The 18,609-nt window shown below is 69.7% G+C and carries 20 protein-coding genes; 14 read left to right on the top strand and 6 right to left on the bottom strand.

Annotation, left to right across the window (positions count from 1 at the left end; genetic code table 11):
- Nucleotides 1-58 precede the first annotated feature (58 nt).
- From ASJ79_RS19570 to ASJ79_RS19555, 4 genes are read left to right on the top strand one after another with little or no spacing between them, the layout of a single operon-like run.
- Entirely contained in the window at nt 59-745 is a 687-nt protein-coding gene (locus tag ASJ79_RS19570; RefSeq protein ID WP_067958741.1) for an energy-coupling factor ABC transporter permease, read from the top strand.
- Nucleotides 742-1,119: a PDGLE domain-containing protein gene (locus ASJ79_RS19565; protein ID WP_067958731.1), complete on the top strand. Its 378-nt coding sequence runs from the start codon at nt 742-744 to the stop codon at nt 1,117-1,119. The genes ASJ79_RS19570 and ASJ79_RS19565 overlap by 4 nt, the downstream gene beginning before the upstream one ends.
- Nucleotide 1,120: 1 nt before the next feature.
- Nucleotides 1,121-1,900 carry a cobalt ECF transporter T component CbiQ gene (gene cbiQ / locus ASJ79_RS19560; protein ID WP_067958728.1) on the top strand — a complete coding sequence of 260 codons (780 nt, stop codon included), beginning with the start codon at nt 1,121-1,123 and terminating at the stop codon, nt 1,898-1,900.
- Entirely contained in the window at nt 1,885-2,640 is a 756-nt protein-coding gene (locus ASJ79_RS19555) for an energy-coupling factor ABC transporter ATP-binding protein (protein ID WP_197420288.1), read from the top strand. The genes cbiQ and ASJ79_RS19555 overlap by 16 nt, the downstream gene beginning before the upstream one ends.
- Here ASJ79_RS19555 and ASJ79_RS19550 read toward each other — a convergent pair.
- Entirely contained in the window at nt 2,637-4,142 is a 1,506-nt protein-coding gene (locus ASJ79_RS19550; RefSeq protein ID WP_067958725.1) for a cell wall metabolism sensor histidine kinase WalK, read from the bottom strand. The genes ASJ79_RS19555 and ASJ79_RS19550 overlap by 4 nt on opposite strands.
- Nucleotides 4,139-4,906 carry a response regulator transcription factor gene (locus ASJ79_RS19545; RefSeq protein ID WP_067958722.1) on the bottom strand — a complete coding sequence of 256 codons (768 nt, stop codon included), beginning with the start codon at nt 4,904-4,906 and terminating at the stop codon, nt 4,139-4,141. Before ASJ79_RS19545 ends, ASJ79_RS19550 begins: the two co-directional genes overlap by 4 nt.
- A gap of 195 nt (nt 4,907-5,101) precedes the next feature.
- Here ASJ79_RS19545 and ASJ79_RS19540 point away from each other — a divergent pair, with 195 nt between their 5' ends.
- Nucleotides 5,102-5,689: a sigma-70 family RNA polymerase sigma factor gene (locus tag ASJ79_RS19540; RefSeq protein WP_067958718.1), complete on the top strand. Its 588-nt coding sequence runs from the start codon at nt 5,102-5,104 to the stop codon at nt 5,687-5,689.
- A gap of 10 nt (nt 5,690-5,699) precedes the next feature.
- On the opposite strand, the gene mtr is transcribed toward ASJ79_RS19540, so the two are convergent.
- Together mtr and ASJ79_RS19530 are read right to left on the bottom strand one after the other, a co-directional pair.
- On the bottom strand, nt 5,700-7,112 hold the full coding sequence (mtr, locus tag ASJ79_RS19535; RefSeq protein ID WP_067958715.1) for a mycothione reductase: 1,413 nt from the start codon (nt 7,110-7,112) through the stop codon (nt 5,700-5,702).
- Nucleotides 7,105-8,124 (bottom strand): alpha/beta hydrolase, encoded by a 1,020-nt coding sequence (locus tag ASJ79_RS19530; protein ID WP_067958775.1) that lies wholly within the window; start codon nt 8,122-8,124, stop codon nt 7,105-7,107. Before ASJ79_RS19530 ends, mtr begins: the two co-directional genes overlap by 8 nt.
- 118 nt (nt 8,125-8,242) lie before the next feature.
- On the opposite strand from ASJ79_RS19530, the gene mqo reads away from it, so the two are divergent.
- The 5 genes from mqo to ASJ79_RS19505 all read left to right on the top strand — a co-directional run bounded on the left by mqo (nt 8,243) and on the right by ASJ79_RS19505 (nt 15,028).
- The gene (gene mqo / locus ASJ79_RS19525) at nt 8,243-9,802 is read left to right on the top strand and encodes a malate dehydrogenase (quinone) (RefSeq protein ID WP_067958712.1); all 1,560 of its coding nucleotides are present in this window, start codon (nt 8,243-8,245) and stop codon (nt 9,800-9,802) included.
- Between the two features lie 14 nt (nt 9,803-9,816).
- Nucleotides 9,817-10,263, top strand: a complete 447-nt coding sequence (locus ASJ79_RS19520; protein ID WP_067958709.1) for a GNAT family N-acetyltransferase — start codon at nt 9,817-9,819, stop codon at nt 10,261-10,263.
- Between the two features lie 94 nt (nt 10,264-10,357).
- Nucleotides 10,358-11,566, top strand: a complete 1,209-nt coding sequence (gene cobA, locus ASJ79_RS19515) for a uroporphyrinogen-III C-methyltransferase (RefSeq protein ID WP_067958707.1) — start codon at nt 10,358-10,360, stop codon at nt 11,564-11,566.
- Between the two features lie 33 nt (nt 11,567-11,599).
- Nucleotides 11,600-13,225, top strand: coding sequence for an MFS transporter (locus ASJ79_RS19510; RefSeq protein WP_067958704.1), 1,626 nt, complete (start codon nt 11,600-11,602; stop codon nt 13,223-13,225).
- 36 nt (nt 13,226-13,261) lie between these two features.
- On the top strand, nt 13,262-15,028 hold the full coding sequence (locus ASJ79_RS19505) for a proline--tRNA ligase (RefSeq protein WP_067958702.1): 1,767 nt from the start codon (nt 13,262-13,264) through the stop codon (nt 15,026-15,028).
- Nucleotides 15,029-15,038: 10 nt separating this feature from the next.
- Here the strand turns inward: ASJ79_RS19505 and ASJ79_RS19500 are convergent, their stop codons facing one another.
- On the bottom strand, nt 15,039-15,509 hold the full coding sequence (locus ASJ79_RS19500) for a ferritin-like domain-containing protein (RefSeq protein ID WP_067958700.1): 471 nt from the start codon (nt 15,507-15,509) through the stop codon (nt 15,039-15,041).
- Nucleotides 15,506-16,039, bottom strand: coding sequence for a hypothetical protein (locus ASJ79_RS19495; protein ID WP_067958698.1), 534 nt, complete (start codon nt 16,037-16,039; stop codon nt 15,506-15,508). Before ASJ79_RS19495 ends, ASJ79_RS19500 begins: the two co-directional genes overlap by 4 nt.
- A gap of 141 nt (nt 16,040-16,180) precedes the next feature.
- Between ASJ79_RS19495 and rimP the strand changes: the two genes are divergently transcribed.
- The 4 genes from rimP to ASJ79_RS34180 all read left to right on the top strand — a co-directional run.
- A complete protein-coding gene (gene rimP, locus ASJ79_RS19490) occupies nt 16,181-16,705 on the top strand; it encodes a ribosome maturation factor RimP (protein ID WP_067958692.1) in 525 nt (174 codons plus the stop codon).
- A gap of 2 nt (nt 16,706-16,707) precedes the next feature.
- Complete coding sequence (nusA, locus tag ASJ79_RS19485; protein ID WP_067958691.1) at nt 16,708-17,757, top strand: transcription termination factor NusA; 1,050 nt, start codon at nt 16,708-16,710, stop codon at nt 17,755-17,757.
- Nucleotides 17,758-17,849: 92 nt separating this feature from the next.
- Nucleotides 17,850-18,173, top strand: a complete 324-nt coding sequence (locus tag ASJ79_RS31275; RefSeq protein ID WP_369803717.1) for a YlxR family protein — start codon at nt 17,850-17,852, stop codon at nt 18,171-18,173.
- A 102-nt stretch (nt 18,174-18,275) separates the two neighbouring features.
- A partial coding sequence (locus ASJ79_RS34180) for a translation initiation factor IF-2 N-terminal domain-containing protein (protein ID WP_231750938.1) occupies nt 18,276-18,609 on the top strand: 334 nt, incomplete at its 3' end.

Here is an 18,609-nt window from a genome sequence, read left to right as displayed (position 1 = left end):
CTAGACAGGTGTTCAGATGGAGGAATAGGCTCTCCGCGTGGACTCTCATCTCGTCGCCATGCACATGAGCGACGGCATCGTCGACGCACGGGTCTCGGTGCTGTTCGTGGTGGTCGCCGTCGTCGCGTCGGGGATCTGCGCGTGGCGCGCCCGAGAAGAACTCGACGAGCGCACCGTGCCGCTGGCCGGCCTGGTGGCCGCCTTCATCTTCGCGGTGCAGATGGTGAACTTCCCGATCCTGCCCGGTGTCAGCGGTCACCTGCTCGGAGGCGCGCTCGCGGCGATCCTCGTCGGCCCCTTCACCGGGGCGCTGTGCGTGGCGATCGTGCTCGTGGTCCAGGCGCTGCTGTTCGCCGACGGCGGCGTGACCGCGCTCGGCACGAACATCACGAACATGGCGGTGTTCGGCGTCGCGGCCGGTTACGGCACCGCGCTGGTGCTCTACCGCCTCGTGCGCCGCGGACGTGACGACGTCGCCGTCCCGGTCGTCGGGGTCATCGCCTTCGTCTCCGCACTGATCGGAACTGTCTGTGCGGCAATGGGGTTCGTACTTCAGTATGCGCTCGGAGGAGCGGGGACGGCCTCGCTGGGCACGATCGCCGCGTACATGTTCGGCACCCACGTCCTGATCGGGATCGGTGAGGGCGTGATCACCGCGCTGACCGTCATGGCGGTGGTCAGGGCGCGCCCGGACCTGGTGTACCTGCTGCGGACCCAACGCGCGCGGACGGCGGTCCGGGTGTGAGCGGGCCGGCCGAGCGCCGCGGGCGGTTCTGGATCGGGTTCGCGGTCGTCATTCTGCTGATCGCCGGCGGCGTCTCCTACTTCGCGAGCTCCAGCCCGGACGGCCTGGATTCGGCGACGACACAGGGCTGCGAGGTCGTCGAGACCGCCGGCGGGGAGGAATTGCGGGGCGAGTGCATCGCCCAGCACGCCGAGGAGCACCCGCTCGGTGACTCGCCCCTGGCCGACTACGCGGTCGGCGGCCGGGACGGGACCGGGGGAGCGGCGGGAATCATCGGCGTGGTCGTCACCGTGGTGGTCGCCGGCGCCGCGTTCCGGGGGATCGCCCGCTCGCGCGCGAAACCCGCGAAAACCGCGCCGGCAGTGCGGGACTGACGTGGGGACAGGGCATTCGCATCCGCTCTACCGGGACGGCGACTCACCGGTGCACCGCGCGCCCGCCGAGGTGAAGATCGTCGGCCTGGTGATCTTCGTCCTCGCCGTGGTGGCGACACCGCGGGAGTTGTTCTGGCCGTTCGCGATCTACGCACTGATCATTCTCGCCGTGTGGCGGGTCGCGCGGATCCCGCCGGCCTGGGTCGCCCCGCGCATGCTGATCGAGGCGCCGTTCCTGGTGCTCGCGGTGTTGCTGCCGTTCGCCGAGGGCGGCGAGCAGGTCACCGTCGCGGGCATGCAACTCTCGGTCACCGGCCTGTACGCCGCGTGGGGCATCGTGATCAAAGGCACCCTCGGCGTCGCCGCGTCACTGACGGTCGCGGCCACCACCACCGCCCGCGAGCTTCCCGTCGCGCTGAGCAGGTTACGGGTGCCTGCGGTCATCGTGTCGGTGCTGACGCTGATGATCCGCTACGTCGACGTGCTCTCCGCCGAAGCCCGCCGGATGCGGATGGCGCGGATCTCGCGCGGAGATTCACCGCGGATGCTGCACCAGATCGGAGCGACCGCCGGCAGTGTCGGGGCGCTGTTCCTGCGGTCCTACGAGCGCGGCGAACGCGTCTACCTGGCGATGCTGTCCCGGGGGTTCGACGGCCATGTTCCCGCGCTCGCCCTCGGCGCCGGGTGCGTGGCCACCGCGACACCGCGGCAGTGGACCGTGGCGCTGCTGCCCGCGGCCACCGCCGCCGTGGTTGCCACGAGTGCATGGGTGACGCTGTGACGGCGACGCCCGCGGTGCGGGTCAGCGGGCTGCGCTACGCATATCCCGACGGCAACGTCGCGCTGGACGGTATCGATCTCGACATCGCCCCCGGTGAGCGCGTGGCCCTGCTCGGCCCCAACGGGGCGGGCAAGACCACGCTGATGCTGCACCTCAACGGCGTGTTGTCGGCGCTGGAAGGCAGCATCGAGATCGGCGGAATCCGGTTGTCGCGCAGCACTCTTCGCGATATCCGGCGAAAGGTGGGCCTGGTTTTCCAGGACCCCGACGACCAGCTGTTCATGCCGACGCTGGCCCAGGACGTGGCGTTCGGTCCGGCCAACTTCGGCCTGCGCGGCGCCGAGCTGCAGGCGCGCGTCGCGCACGCGCTCGAGGTGGTGTCGATGAGCGACCTGGCCGAGCGCAGCCCCGCCCACATGTCCGGCGGTCAACGGCGCCGGGCGGCGCTGGCCACCGTGCTGGCCTGTGAACCCGAGGTGCTCGTGCTCGACGAGCCCTCGGCCAACCTCGACCCCGTCGCCCGCAGGGAACTGGCGGAGACGCTGTCCCGGCTGGACGCCACGATGCTGATCGTGACCCACGACCTGCCCTACGCCGCGCAACTGTGCCGGCGGGCGATCGTGATGGACCACGGCGTGGTCGTCGCCGACGGCACCGTCGACGAGGTGCTCGCCGACGCCGAACTGCTCGCCGCGCACCGCCTCGAACTGCCCTGGGGTTTCGTCGTCGGCTCACGCTAGGCAGGCTGCACGGCGCCGACCGCGACGGTGGGCAACCGGATACGGAACGCCGTCGTCCCCGAACCGGAGGTGGCGTCGATCGACCCGCCGTGCGACTCGACGATCGACGCGACGATCGACAGGCCCAGACCGAAACTGCCCGCCTGGCGGGACCGCGATTTGTCGGCGCGCACGAACCGCTCGAACAGGTGCGGCAACAGCTGCGGGTCGATGCCCGGTCCGTCGTCGGCCACCGTCACCTCGACGTACCCGGTGCCGTCGGCGGCGGTACCGGTCGCAACGGTGGTCGTCACCGTGGTGCCCGCCGGTGTGTGCACCCGCGCGTTGGACAACAGGTTGGCCAGCATCTGATGCAGTCGCGCACGGTCGCCCAGCACGTGCACGACGTCGTCGGGTACAGCGGTCAGCCAGCGGTGCCCCGATGCGCACACCGTCGCGTCGTTGACCGCGTCGACGACCAGATCGGCGAGGTCGACCTCGGTGGTCTGCAGATCCTGCCCCTCGTCGAGACGGGCGAGCAACAACAGATCGGCCACCAGGGAGTGCATCCGCTGCGCCTCGGCCTCGATGCGGGCCAGCGAGTACTCGGTGGTGGCCGGCAGCACCGAGCTGTCCTGTCGGGTCAACTCCGCGTAACCGTGGATGGCCGCCAGCGGGGTGCGCAGCTCGTGGCTGGCGTCGGTGATGAACTGGCGCATCCGCCGATCCGATGCGGCGACGTCGGCGAGCGCGTGCTCGACGTGGTCGAGCAGCCGGTTGAGGGTGTCGCCGACGAGCCCGACCTCGGTTCCGGGGTCGGTGTCACCGGCGGGGACGCGCGGGGTGATCGCGTAGTTGTCGCGGTCCAGGGGCAGGCCGGCCACCTCCGCCGCGGTCGCGGCGACGCGGCGCAACGGGCGCAGCGCGAACCGGACGATCGCGACGGTGCTCAGCGCGGTGATCACCAGCCCGATCGCGGTGATCCCGGCGACGAGCGCGGTCTCGCGGATCATCGCGTCCCACGCCGGGGTGCGCGACACCCCGGTGACCAGGATCTCGTCGCCGTCGCCGGGCCGGCTCACCATGCGGTACCAGTCCAGCCCGGGCAGCTCGACGGTGCGGGGTTGCGGGTCGGTCCACGACAGTTCGGCGATCTTGGCCACCGCGGCGGGCGGCGCCACCTGCGCGTCCCCGTCGCCGAAGTACGCCGAATCCACCACCGTGCCGTTCTGGATCAGCGCGACGATGTTGCCGGGCGCCTGCCCGATCAGATTCGTCAGCGGTTTCATCTCGCCGGGCCCGGGCATCTGCCCGTCGGGCCCCGGCGTGCTGCGGTACTTGGCCACCGAGTTGACGCTGCCGTCGGCCGCCCCCGCCAGCTGCGTGTCGATGATGCCCAGCACCGACGAGCGCAGCGTCATCACCGTCATGGCCCCGACCGAGACGAGTGCGAGCATCACGACGACCGACACCCCGACGACCAGCTGCCGCAACAGGGTCAAACTCCTCCAGAAACGCGTCATCGCGCAGACCGCAGCATGTAGCCGACGCCGCGGACGGTGTGGATCATCGGGTCCCGGCCGGCATCGATCTTCTTGCGCAGATACGACACGTAGAGGTCGACGATGCTGGTTCGTCCGCCGAAGTCGTAATCCCACACCTGCTTCAGGATGTCGGCGCGGCTCACCGCTTTCCGTTGATGTCGCATCAGCAGCCGCAGCAGCTCGAACTCCGTCGACGTCAGCGAGACCGGCTCACCCGCCCGGGTCACCTCCCGGCTCGCGGCGTCGAGCACGAGATCGCCCACCGTCAGCGACTCGTCTTCGGACGGCGTGAGATACGCCGTCCGGCGCAGCAGTCCGCGCAACCTCGCGACGAGCTCCTCCAACGAGAACGGCTTGGTCATGTAGTCGTCGCCGCCGGCGGTCAGACCGGTGACCCGGTCGGCGACGGAGTCACGCGCGGTCAGGAACAGCGTGGGGGTGTAGGCGCCGGACTCGCGGAGCTGGGCCAGCACACCCAGCCCGTCCATGTCGGGCAGCATGATGTCGAGCACCAGCAGGTCGGGCGGTCCGGCGCGGTACTTCTCGACGGCCTCGGCGGCGTCGTGGGCGACGTCGATCTCCCACCCTTCGTACTGCAGTGCCATCCGCACCAGATTGGTCAACGCCCGCTCGTCGTCGACGAGCAACACCCGGATCGGTGACCCGTCCGCGCGGTACATGCGGGGCAGTCGGCCCAGGATCGCGCGACGCGGGCCCTGGTCGTCGACCGGCGCAGACGTCATCCGACCATTGTGGCCGCCACGGCCCGGCTACGTCACCACCCTCATAGAGATCTCATAGGTGCAGGCGCAGGCGCCGCCCCGGACCGCGTTTCACACGAATCCCAAATGTTTGTGGTTCCTATGCGAATCGGGCGAAAGTGCGAATCGTCCTTAGAGTCGGATCAACAGGCAGAGAACCCATTTGGAGGTCCGACCATGGTGCCAACGCCGGAAGACACCGTCCTGGAACGGTTTGAGCGCGACGTGTTGCCGCTGCTCGACCAGCTCTATCGCGCCGCGCGCCGCTACACCGGCAACGCCCCCGACGCCGAGGACCTCGTGCAGGAGACGATGGTCAAGGCGTACGGCGCATTCCACCGATTCGAGAACGGCACGAACGTCCGTGCCTGGCTGTTTCGCATCATGACCAACACCTGGATCAACTCCTATCGCAGGGCGCAGTGCCGGCCGGATGAGGTTCTCTCCGACGACATCACCGACGCACAGGTGGCCGGACAGGCCAGCCACTCGTCCACGGGTCTGCCGTCGGCCGAGCTCGCCGCGCTGGAAGCGCTGGGCGACGAGGAGGTCAGGGACGCCGTCGGGCAGCTGCGCGAGGATCAACGCCTGGTGGTGTACTACGCCGACGTAGAAGGCTTGCGCTACAAGGAGATCGCGCTCATCCTCGACATTCCGGTCGGCACGGTGATGTCACGGCTGCACCGTGGCCGTCGCGCACTGCGCAGACTTCTGGTCGATGTCGCCACGGACCGCGGCTACCTGCGCGACGCCCGGGCCGCCTGACGACCGAAGGTCAGTGTCGCTTGGATGGCGGCCACGTCGGCTCCCCGCACAGCGCCAGCAGCGCGTTCTCGACCACCTCGGGCAGCGCCGGGTGGATCCAGTACTGGCCCCGGGCCATGTCCTGGGCGGGCAGGTCGAACGCCATCGCCTGGATCAGCGGCTGGATGATCGACGACGCCTGGTGCCCCATGATGTGCGCGCCGAGCAGCAGCCCGGTGTCGTCGTCGACGATCAGCTTGGCGAACCCGGTCGAGTCCTCCATGGCCCAGCCGTAGGCGACGTCGCCGTAGTCCTGCACCTTGGAGCGGATGCGGTAACCCGCTGCGCGCGCCTGGTTCTCGGTGAGCCCCACCGACGCGATCTGGGGTTCGGTGAACACCGCCGACGGCACGTGCCGGTGATTGGCCGGCTGCAGGCTCTCGGTGTCGTCCCAGTCCTGCAGCAGATTGTGCCTGACCACCCGGGCCTCGTGGTTGGCGACGTGCTTGAGCTGAAACGGGGAACTGACGTCGCCGAGCGCGAAGACGTTCCGCGCTGTGGTGCGCTGGAATTCGTCGACCACGACGAGACCGTTGTCGACCTCGACGCCCGCCAGGTGCGCGTCCAGCAGATCGCCGTTCGGGGCCCGGCCGGTGGCCACCAGCAGCGCGTCGGCGTGCACCGTCGAGTCGTCGTCGAGCCGCAGCGTCACCCCGGAGTCGTCGGATTCGCCGCCCACGACGTTGCGCCTGCTGCGGATCTCCCACTTCTTGCCCGCGATGTCGGTGAACCGCTCGCAGATGGTGTCGTCGCAGTGCGTCAGCATCGTGGTGCCACGCAGCACGATCGTCACCCGGGTGCCGAACGACGAGAACACGTGCGCGAACTCGGCCGCGACGAATCCGCCGCCGACGATCACGAGGTGCTCGGGCAGCTCCGAGATCCGCATGATGGTGTCGCTGGTGTGGTACCTGACGCCGCAGTCGGCGATCGCGGGCGGCACCGTGGCGCGCGCGCCGGCCGCGATCACCACCTGCGCGGCGGTGAACTCGGCGCCGTCGTCGGTGCGCAACCGGTACCCGGAACCGGAGTCCGGACCGGCGAACCGGGTGTGGCCGGCGAAGACCTCCACGTTCGGTGACGACCGCCGGTACTGCTCGCCGCCGCTGGCCAGCGGGTCGATGCGGCCGAAGACCCGCGACACGATGTCGGTCCACCGCACCCCCTCGAGGTGGCCGTCCACGCCGAAGCGGCTCGACTCCCGGATCTGGTCGGCCACCCCGGCCGAGTAGACGAACATCTTCGTCGGGATGCACCCCACGTTCAGGCAGGTGCCGCCGAACAGGCCCTGCTCGCAGATCGCCACCCGCTTGTCGACGTAACGCTCGTCGAGGATCGAGTTCCCGGAACCGGTGCCGATGATCGCGATGTCGAAGTCAGCCATGGCCTCCGCTTTCGTCGAATTCTGTTGTGCACGCCGAGGTCTCGGCGAGAAACCACTCCAGCCAGCGATCCAGCTCGGCGTAGGCCGCCCGGCGCGGTTCGGGCAGTGACAGGAACACGTCGTGTTTGGCGTCGGTGATCGGCACGATCGTCGTCCGGTTGCCGATGCAGCCCGCCCAGCGGGCGATCTGCGCGACGTCGAGCACCGCGTCTCCGCGCTGGATCCGCTCCGGGTCGGCGACCTCACGCACGCTGCGGTCCGACCGCAGGATCAGGTTGGGCACAGCGACATCGAGACCGCGGTGCAGGCGCGCCTGCCCCCGCCGGATCGCGTGGATCCAGCCGACGGTCACCGGGAAGCCACCGACCGGTTTCCACTGCAGGTTGTAGTCGAAGTCCCCGAAGTAATCCCGGTGCAGCGTGGTGCCGTAGCCCCCCTGGCCGGGACGGCGCACCACGGAGTGCTTGCGCAGGCGGCGCATGGCCATCAGGGCCGCCGTGGTCGGCGGCGTGCGCAGGATCGCCGGCCCCTGCAGGTCCAGCCACGGGCTGTTTAGCACGAGCCCGGAGACCTTCCGGTGCGCGGCCGGGCGCCGGGTGCGCAACCGGTGCAGCCACAACGAGACCACCAGACCGCCCGCGGAGTGCCCGTACACCAGCACCCGCGACGGCCCCGCCGTGGTGATCGCGTCGAGCGCACGCTGCAGTTCGGCGTCGTAGCGCTTCAGGTCCGTGGTGAAATGCGGGGTCTGGCCCTCACGATGGGACCTTCCGCATTTGTGCAGGTCGAGTGCATAGAAGGCGAAGCCGCGGGCGGCGAAATGGTCGGCGAGCTCGGTGTTGAAGAAGTAGTCGGTGAAGCCGTGGACCATCAGCACCGCGTGGCGCGCCGATCGGTCCTCGCCGCGCCGCACCAGCGTCGCCTCGAGCTCGCCTTCACCGTCGGGGTCGGGTCCCAGCGCGAAAGTGCACTGCCAGTATCCGGGCAGCACGTCGGGCTCCCATCCAGACACGAACGCCACCCTAGTGGTCTGGGCAGTGGTCGGCGGGGTACCGCGGAGGTTGGCGGGATAACCTGAACATCGGTAAGCCGTGTTCAACGGGCAGCGACCACGAAGGACCATCGAAAAGGTGTCAGAACCACAGAAGACAGACGTCCTGCTGGTCGGAGCGGGCATCATGAGCGCGACGCTCAGCGCCCTGCTGCGGCTGGTGGAACCGAACTGGTCGATGACGTTGGTCGAACGCCTCGACGGTGCCGCCGCCGAGAGCAGCGACCCGTGGAACAACGCGGGCACCGGCCACTCGGCGCTGTGTGAGCTGAACTACACGCCGGCCCGGCCCGACGGCTCGATCGACATCGCCAAGGCGGTGAACGTCAACGAGCAGTTCCAGGTGTCGCGGCAGTTCTGGGCCTACGCCGTAGAGAACGGTGTGCTGCCCGACGTGCGCAGCTTCCTCAACCCGATCCCGCACGTCAGTTTCGTCAGCGGTGCCGACAACGTGCAGTACCTGCGCAAGCGGTACAACGCGCTGGTCACCAATCCGCTGTTCGCGACGATGGAGTTCATCGACGACCCCGACGAGTTCGCACGCCGGCTGCCGTTGATGGCCGAGAAGCGCGACTTCTCCGAGCCCGTCGGCCTGAACTGGACGCAGGACGGCACCGACGTCGACTTCGGGGCGTTGTCGCGGCAGCTCATCGGTTTCGGCGCCAAGAACGGGATGACCACGCTGTTCGGCCACGAGGTCCGTAACCTGAGCCAGGGCTCGGACGGATCCTGGACGGTCAAGATCCTCAACCGCCGAACCGGGCGCAAACGCACCGTCAACGCCCGGTTCGTGTTCGTCGGCGCCGGCGGCGGCGCGCTGCCGCTGCTGCAGAAGGCCGGCATCGACGAGGCCAAGGGATTCGGCGGGTTCCCGGTCGGCGGCCAGTTCCTGCGCACCGACAAGCCGGCGCTGACAGCCGCCCACCAGGCCAAGGTCTACGGGCTGCCGCCGCTGGGCGCCCCGCCGATGTCGGTGCCGCACTTGGACACCCGGGTGATCAACGACAAGTCGTGGCTGCTGTTCGGCCCGTTCGCCGGGTGGTCGCCGAAGTTCCTCAAACAGGGCAAGGTCACCGACCTGCCGTTCTCGGTGAAGCCTCACAACCTGGTGTCGATGCTGGGCGTCGGCCTCACCGAGATGGGCCTGCTGAGGTATCTGATCGGTCAGCTGCTGCTCAGCGAGCCCGCCCGCGTCGAGACGCTGCGTGACTTCGCGCCCAGCGCACAGGATTCCGACTGGGAACTCGACATCGCCGGGCAGCGTGTGCAGGTGATCCGCAAGGCCAAGGGCAAGGGCGGCGTGCTGGAGTTCGGCACCACCGTGCTCGCCGCCGCCGACGGCAGCATTGCCGGACTGCTCGGCGCCTCACCGGGCGCCTCCACCGCGGTGCCGGCGATGCTGGACGTGATGAAGCGGTGTTTCGCCGACCGGTACACCGGGTGGGAGCCCAAGCTCAAGGCGATCGTGCCGTCGCTGGGCGTCCAACTGTCCGATGAGCCCGCGCTTTTCGAGCAGGTGTGGGCGCACGGGACGAAGGTGCTCAAGCTCGACAAGCCGGCCAGCGGCGTGCCCGACATCGCCGGGGACGCGTCGGCCGCCGGCACCGAGCACACCCCGACGACCGCGGCGCCCGTCTGAACCGGGACCACCGGATGACAGTGGCGCTGCGCCGTAGCTGGGCCAAGGACCTGGACGCCGCGACGCTCTACGAACTGCTCAAGCTGCGCGTCGAGGTGTTCGTCGTCGAGCAGGCGACCCCGTACCCCGAACTCGACGGTCGGGATCTGCTGGCCGAGACGCGGCACTTCTGGCTGGAAAGCCCTGAAGGCGAAGTCATTTCGACGTTGCGGTTGATGGAGGAGCATCCCGCCGGGCAGAAGGCGTTCCGGATCGGCAGGGTGTGCACCAAGCGTGGTGACCGCGGCCGCGGGCACGCCGCGCGGCTGCTGCAGGCCGCCCTGGCCGAGGTCGGCGACTATCCCTGTCGCATCAACGCCCAGACCTACCTCCAGGAGATGTACGGCAGGCACGGGTTCGTCCGCGACGGTGACGAGTTCCTCGACGACGGCATCCCGCATGTGCCGATGGTCAAGCCGTGACGTCGCCGGCCCCGGCGCGTCCGGCGGCCCGCTTCGTCGCGGCGGCCGCAACCTCTAAGCTCGCCGGGTGAGTCCGGCGGACACAAGGAGCAGTGTGAGTTCCGAGAACGCCTATCTGGTGGGCCTACGTCTCGCCGGTAAGAAGGTGGTGGTCGTGGGCGGAGGTACCGTCGCCCAGCGGCGCCTGCCGCTGCTGGTCGCCAGCGGCGCCGACGTGCACGTCATCACCAGGGCCGCCACCCCGGCGGTCGAGGCCATCGACGGGATCACGCTGACCTTGCGCGAGTTTCGCGACGGAGACCTCGAAGGCGCCTGGTATGTGATCGCCGCCACCGACGACACTGCGGTGAACGCCGCGATCGTGGCCGAGGCCGAGCGCAGGCACGTGTTCTGTGTGCGCGCCGACGTCGCCGTCGAGGGCACCGCCGTCACACCCGCGACCTTCGACTACGAGGGGCTGTCGGTCGGCGTGCTGGCCGGAGGTGAGCACCGCCGCTCGGCCGGCATCCGCACCGCGATCCGCGAGGCGCTGCAGCAGGGCCTGATCGGGGTGGACGGCTCCGAGGCCCCCGGCGCCACGAAGAGAACCGTCGCGCTGGTCGGCGGCGGCCCGGGAGATCCCGAGCTGATCACCGTGCGCGGGCGCAGGCTGCTCGCGCACGCCGACGTCGTCGTCGCCGACCGGCTGGCACCGCAGGATCTGCTCTCCGAACTCTCGCCCGACGTCGAGGTGATCGACGCGGCCAAGATCCCGTACGGCCGGGCGATGGCGCAGGATGCGATCAACGAGGTCCTGGTCGCGCGGGCCCGGGAGGGCAAGTTCGTCGTCCGCCTCAAGGGCGGTGACCCGTTCGTGTTCGCGCGCGGATACGAAGAGGTCATCGCGTGCGCGGAGGCGGGCATCCCGGTCACCGTGGTGCCCGGTGTGACCAGTGCCATAGCCGTGCCCGCGCTGGCCGGGATCCCGGTCACCCACCGCGGGCTCACCCACGAGTTCGTGGTGGTCAGCGGCCATGTCGCCCCCGGGCATCCCGAATCGTTAGTGAATTGGGATGCGCTGGCCGCGATGAACGGCACCATCGTGTTGCTGATGGCGGTGGAGCGTATCGAACTGTTCGCCCAGGCGCTGCTGGCAGGCGGTAGACCTGCGGATACCCCGGTTCTGGTGGTTCAGCACGGCACGACCTCCGCGCAGCGGACTTTGCGGGCGACGCTGACCGACGCTGCTGACAAGATCCGGTCGGAGGGCATCAGGCCGCCGGCGATCATCGTGATAGGGACGGTGGCCGGCTTCGGGGCTTAGAGGATTCTTAAGATTACTGTAGGGTAGCCCGTTATGACGGCTCTCAACGATGCGGAGCGTGCCGCCATCCAGCGTGAGGCAGAAGGCAGGGACAAGCGGGGCTCGGACCGGGCCTCGGAGCGAGCCCTGCCCGCTCGCGTCCCCGCCTCGAGTGCCGGTGGACGCGGAGGCGACGGAGCACGGGTCGGCAGGACCCCGGCGTGGCTGCCCTCTCCGCGCTTCATCGCCGCGGTCATCGCGATCGGCGGCATGCAGCTGCTGGCCACGATGGACAGCACCATCGCCATCGTCGCACTGCCGAAGATCCAGGACGAACTCAGCCTGTCCGACGCCGGCCGCAGCTGGGTCATCACCGCCTATGTGCTGACGTTCGGCGGGCTGATGCTGCTCGGTGGCCGCCTCGGCGACACCATCGGCCGCAAGCGGACCTTCATCGTCGGCGTCACGCTGTTCACCATCGCCTCGATCCTGTGCGGCATCGCGTGGGACGAGGCCACCCTCGTCACGGCCCGGTTGCTGCAGGGCGTCGGTGCGGCGATCGCGTCGCCCACCGCGCTGGCGCTGATCGCCACGACCTTCCCGAAGGGTCCCGCCCGCAATGCCGCGACCGCGGTGTTCGCCGCGATGACCGGCGTCGGGTCGGTGATGGGGCTGGTGGTCGGCGGCGCGCTGACCGAGGTGTCCTGGCGGCTGGCCTTCCTGGTCAACGTGCCGATCGGGCTGATCATGATCTACCTGGCCCGAAAGACGCTGCGCGAGACCAACCGCGAGCGCCTGAAGCTCGACGCCGCGGGAGCCCTGCTGGCGACCATGGGCTGCACCGCGGCCGTCTTCGCGTTCTCGATGGGTCCCGAGGCCGGCTGGCTCTCGCCGATGACGATCGGGTCCGGGGTCGCCGCCGTCGGCTGCCTGATCGCGTTCCTGTGGGTGGAACGCACCGCCGAGAACCCCGTGGTTCCGTTCGAGTTGTTCTACGACCGCAACCGGCTCGCCACGTTCGGTGCGATCTTCCTCGCCGGCGGCGTGATGTTCACCCTCACCGTGCTGATCGGCCTGTACGTGCAGGACATCATGGGCTACAGCGCGCTCAAGGCGGGCATCGGCTTCATCCCGTTCGTCATCGCGCTCGGCATCGGCCTTGGCCTGTCCTCGGCGCTGGTGTCGAAGTTCCCGCCACGGGTGCTGGTGATCGGTGGCGGCATCCTGGTGCTGGCCGCGATGATCTACGGCTCGACGCTGGACGCGAACATCCCGTACTTCCCGAACCTCGTGCTGCCGATCACCGTCGGCGGCCTGGGTATCGGCATGATCGTGGTGCCGCTGATGATCTCGGCCATCGCCGGCGTCGGGTTCGACCAGATCGGTCCGGTCTCGGCGATCGCGCTGATGCTGCAGAACCTCGGCGGACCGGTGGTGCTGGCCATCATCCAGGCGGTCATCACGTCGCGCACGTTGTATCTCGGCGGCACCAACGGCCCCGTCAAGGACATGAACGCCGCGCAGCTGCACGCCCTGGACCAGGGGTACACGTACGGCCTGTTGTGGGTGGCCGCCGTGGCGGTCGTCGTCGGCGGTGCGGCGCTGTTCATCGGATACACCGCCGAACAGGTCGCGCACGCCCAGGAAGTCAAGGACGCCATCGACGCCGGAGAGCTCTGACCGCACCGGATTTCCGGGTCAGTAAGGTGTTCGCCTGTGATCACCCGCATGTCCGAGCTGTTCCTGCGCACGCTGCGCGACGATCCGGCCGACGCCGAAGTGCCGAGCCACAAGCTGCTCATCCGGGCCGGCTATGTGCGGCCGGTCGGCCCCGGCCTGTACAGCTGGCTGCCTCTCGGACTGAAGGTGCTGCGCAAGATCGAGAAGATCGTGCGCGACGAGATGGACGCCATCGGGGGACAGGAGATCCTCTTCCCGGCGCTGCTGCCCCGGGCCCCGTACGAGACCACCAACCGCTGGACCGAGTACGGCGACACCCTGTTCCGGCTGCAGGACCGCCGCGCCAACGACTACCTGCTCGGCCCCACCCACGAGGAGATGTTCACCCTCACCGTCAAGGGTGAGTACTCGTCGTACAAGGACTTCCCGCTGCGGCTCTACCAGATCCAGAACAAATACCGCGACGAGGCCAGGCCCCGCGCCGGCATCCTGCGCGGCCGCGAGTTCCTGATGAAGGACTCCTACTCGTTCGACATCGACGACGACGGCCTCAAGAACGCCTATGTGGCCCACCGCGAGGCCTACCAGCGGATCTTCGACCGGCTGAAGGTGCGCTACGTGATCGTGTCGGCGGTGTCCGGAGCGATGGGCGGCAGCGCGTCGGAGGAGTTCCTCGCCGAGAGCGAGGTCGGCGAGGACACCTACGTGCGCTGCCTGCAGTCCGGGTACGCCGCGAACGTCGAGGCCGTCGTCACCACCGCGCCCGAACCGCTCCCGGCCGAACAGATCGCGGGGCTGCCCGCGGCCGTCGCCCACGACACCCCCGACACCCCGACCATCGCGACGCTCGTGGACTGGGCCAACAACGCGAACCTCCCCAGCTTCGCCGGCCGCACCGTCACCGCCGCCGACACGCTGAAGAACGTGATGCTGAAGGTGCGTGAGCCGGGCGGCGAGTGGGAGTTGCTGGCCGTGGGCGTGCCCGGCGACCGGGAGGTCGACGACAAACGTCTCGGAGCGGCGCTGGAACCGGCCGAGTACGCGATGCTCGAGGACGCCGACTTCGCCAGGCACCCGTTCCTGGTGAAGGGTTACATCGGTCCGAAGGCGCTGGCGGCCAACGGTGTCCGCTACCTCGTCGACCCCAGGGTGGTGGACGGCACGGCCTGGATCACCGGCGCCGACCAGCCGGGCAAGCACTACGTCGACCTCGTCGCCGGGCGCGACTTCACCGCGGACGGCACCATCGAGGCCGCCGAGGTCCGTGAGGGCGACCCGTCTCCGGACGGCGCAGGCCCGCTGGTCGCCGCGCGCGGCATCGAGATCGGCCACGTCTTCCAGCTGGGCCGCAAGTACGCCGACGCGTTCGGCGCCGACGTGCTCGGCGAGGACGGCAAGCCGGTGCGGCTCACCATGGGCTCGTACGGGATCGGGGTGTCACGGCTGGTCGCGGTGATCGCCGAACAGCACCACGACGAACTCGGGCTGCGCTGGCCGTCGTCGGTGTCGCCGTTCGACGTCCACGTGGTGATCGCGAACAAGGACGCCGACGCGCGTAGCGGCGCCACCGAACTCGCCGCCCAGCTGGACCGGCGCGGCGTCGACGTGCTGCTCGACGACCGCTCCGCCTCGCCCGGGGTGAAGTTCAAGGACGCCGAACTGCTGGGCGTGCCCTACCTCGTCGTGGTCGGGCGCGGATGGGCCGACGGGGTCGTCGAGCTGCGCGACCGGTTCAGCGGCGAGAAGCGCGACCTCCCGGCCGCCGACGCGGCCGGCCAGATCAGCGCGGCACTCGGGGTCTGACCGCCGCTGTCTACTCGGCTCCGCCGGGGAACGCGACGATCACCGATTCGTCACCGCGGATCGCCCGCCAGCGCGCCGCGGTGATCGCGCACTCGGTCATCGCGGTGACACCCAAGGCCCGCGCGCTGTGGTCGGTGGCCTGCTCGACGACGGCACGCCAGGCGACCGCGGCGTCCTCTTCCATCGAGATCGCGAGGTTGACGGCGTCCTCGGGGGCGTCCACCTCCGACGGCAGCCGGTATCCGGCGGCGGGCAGCGGAGCCTGCACGCCGCGCTCGTCGAGCAGCGCGATGGCCGCTTCCCGCCGCTTCCGGTGCTCGTCCATCGCATCCGAGACCAGGTAGTTCACGTCCGGCGTGGAGTGCGCCGACACCACCCCGTACGCGTAGACGGTGGCGTGCTCGGTGGCGACCGCGTCGAACAGCGCACCGTCGGCGGGGTCCTCGGGCCGGGTCGGCATCGCCGGGTTCGGTGAGGTCATCGCGAGGCTCCCGCACCGGCCAGGGCCACGCTGTACGCGCAGGTGCAGGCCGCGGCGATCGAGGCCAGCAGCCCGGCCCGGTAACCGGACAGCGCGCCCGCGGCCTGGGTGGCGCTGTCGGCGGAGGTCCGCAGTGCGCCGATCACGTCGTCGACACCCGGGGCGGGCACCGACGCCGGGGTCGAGGTCGTCGTGCTGGTCACGGTGGTGGTGGGCGCGGCCTGCCCGGTCATCCGCACGATCTCCTCGGCCAGCGCCTCCGCGTGCGCCGAGCGTTGCGCGGCGACGTCGGCGAGGACTTCGGCGAGTTTCCCGCGCGACGTCGCGGCGAGCTCGTCGGCCAGCCGGCTGTCGGAGCGGGCCCGGTCCAGCGCGGTGGTGAGGTCGTCGAGATCCGGGGGAGGCGGCGCAGCGCCGCAGGCGGTGGCACCGACACCGAGCGCCGCGAGGGCGGCCGCGCCGATGAGCACACGTCGACGGCTGACGGTCGGCGGCTGGCACGGCACCCTGACATCCTGCCACCCCGGCATTCGTGCACGGTGGTGCCGCCCATCCGGCGGTGCGCGCTTTCGGTCCTTGGGCCGCTCGGCGCTGGCGTATCGTGGGATGCCGGATTCGCAGGAGCCCTTCCTGCGCGCCGTGTCCGGACAACTCAAGACGAGGAGCTCGCCGTGGCGGAGCGGTCTACGGGATTACCGTCGCAACGACAGGTGGTCGAACTGCTCGACGGCGAGTTCGCGCGCTCCGGATACGACCTCGAGGACGTGGTGATCGACACCGCTGCCCGGCCCCCGCGCATCACCGTCGTCGCCGACCGCGATCAGGGGCTGGACCTCGATGCGATCGCCGAACTGTCCCGCACGGCGTCGGCGCTGCTCGACGACCTCGACACCGTGCCGTACGTGCTGGAGGTCACCTCGCCGGGCGTGGACCGCCCGCTGACCACCGAGAAGCACTACCGCAGGGCCCACGGCCGGCTGGCCAGGATCACGCTGGCCGACGGCTCGGCGTTGACCGGCCGCATCGGCCGGGTCGGCGACGGAACCGTCGGTGTCGTCGTGCGGGAGGGCGGGAACAAACTCGCGGTCCGCGACATCGCGATCGATACGATCACCGAAGCTGTTGTCCAGGTGGAGTTTTCGCCGCCGAACCCCCGTGAGCTGGAGCTGGCCGGCGTCTCCGGAGAGGAAGCCTGAGCATGAACATCGACATGGCGGCCCTGCATGCCATCGAGGCCGACAAGGGCATCACCGTCGACGTGGTGGTCGACACCATCAAGACGGCGCTGCTGACGGCCTACCGGCACACCGAAGGTCACGAGCCCGACGCCCGCATCGACATCGACCGCAAGACCGGTGTGGTCAAGGTGATCGCCAGGCAGACCGACGAAGACGGCAACGTGCTGCACGAATGGGACGACACCCCTGAGGGTTTCGGCCGCATCGCGGCGACCACCGCACGGCAGGTGATCCTGCAGCGCCTGCGCGACGCCGAGAACGAGAAGAACTACGGTGAGTTCTCCGCCCGCGAGGGTGACATCGTCGCCGGGGTGATCCAGCGCGACGCGCGCGCCAACGCGCGCGGGCTGGTCGTCGTCCGGATGGGCAGTGAGACCAAGGGCTCCGAAGGGGTGATCCCGGCGGCCGAACAGGTGCCGGGGGAGAGCTACGAGCACGGCGACCGGCTCCGCTGCTACGTCGTCGGGGTGACCCGCGGCGCGCGGGAACCGCTCATCACGCTGTCGCGGACGCACCCGAACCTGGTCCGCAAGCTGTTCTCGCTGGAGGTGCCCGAGATCGCCGACGGCTCGGTGGAGATCGTCGCGGTGGCCCGCGAGGCCGGGCACCGCTCGAAGATCGCGGTCGCGTCCAGGGCGCCGGGGCTCAACGCCAAGGGTGCCTGCATCGGACCGATGGGCCAGCGGGTGCGCAACGTGATGAGCGAACTGTCCGGCGAGAAGATCGACATCATCGACTACGACGAGGACCCCGCGCGGTTCGTGGCCAACGCGCTGTCGCCGGCGAAGGTGGTGTCGGTGACGGTGATCGACGAGGCCGCCCGCGCGGCGCGGGTGATCGTGCCCGACTTCCAGCTGTCACTGGCGATCGGCAAGGAAGGGCAGAACGCCCGGCTGGCCGCCAGGTTGACCGGTTGGCGCATCGACATCCGCAGCGACGACGCGGCCTCGGACCGTCAGGCCGGACCGGCCGCGCACGCACCGCGACCGGGCGGGCCCGGGGAGCGCTGAGCCGACATCTGTTCGTATTGCGCACCGGTTTTCCTCTCAGCAGCGGGGTGACGGTAGACTCAGCTGTGGTCCAGCGCGAGACATCGGCTCGGATGCAGAAAAACACCGTCAACCCCTCGGGCGCGCCGGTACGTACCTGCATCGGGTGCCGAAAACGAGAGCTGGCCGTCGATTTGCTCCGGGTTGTCGCTGTCGACGCCGGGAATGGCGAGTACGCCGTGACCGTTGACGCAGCGAGACGGCTTCCTGGGCGGGGCGCATGGCTGCACCCCGATCCGGGTTGCCTGCAAGCCGCAGTTCGGCGGCGAGCGTTCGGCCGAGCGTTACGGATCACCGGTTCACCGGACATCACCGCGTTGTCGCACGCGTTTCCCGACCGGGAACGCGACGGCACACCCGGGCTAGAGAACAGGTAAGCGAAGAACATGAGCACACCGTGAAGCCCCGATGACCATGCGTCATAGCTAAACCGAGGCGCGGCGCCTACCACCGCTGTCGCCTCCCAGACAGGAGATGTAGTGGCAGGTAAGGCCCGCGTGCACGAGTTGGCTAAGGAACTCGGTGTCACGAGTAAGGAAGTACTCGCCCGGCTCAGTGAGCAGGGCGAATTCGTCAAATCGGCGTCCTCGACGGTGGAGGCTCCCGTCGCGCGCCGGTTGCGTGAATCGTTCGGGGGATCCAAGCCGGACAAATCCGCCGTTGCCGCCGGCGGTAACGGCTCCTCGGGTGCGGGGGCCAAGCCGGCCGCGCCGGCGAACCGGCCGGCGCCCAAGCCCGGCCCCCCGGGGGTGCAGCAACCCGCGGGGATCGGGAGAGCGGCGTGGAGGGGAAGGGGGGAAGTCTCGGTGGTCG

This window comes from Mycobacterium sp. NAZ190054 (genome assembly GCF_001545925.1).
Lineage (GTDB): Bacteria > Actinomycetota > Actinomycetes > Mycobacteriales > Mycobacteriaceae > Mycobacterium.
This window is presented reverse-complemented; position numbering and strand designations above follow the sequence as displayed.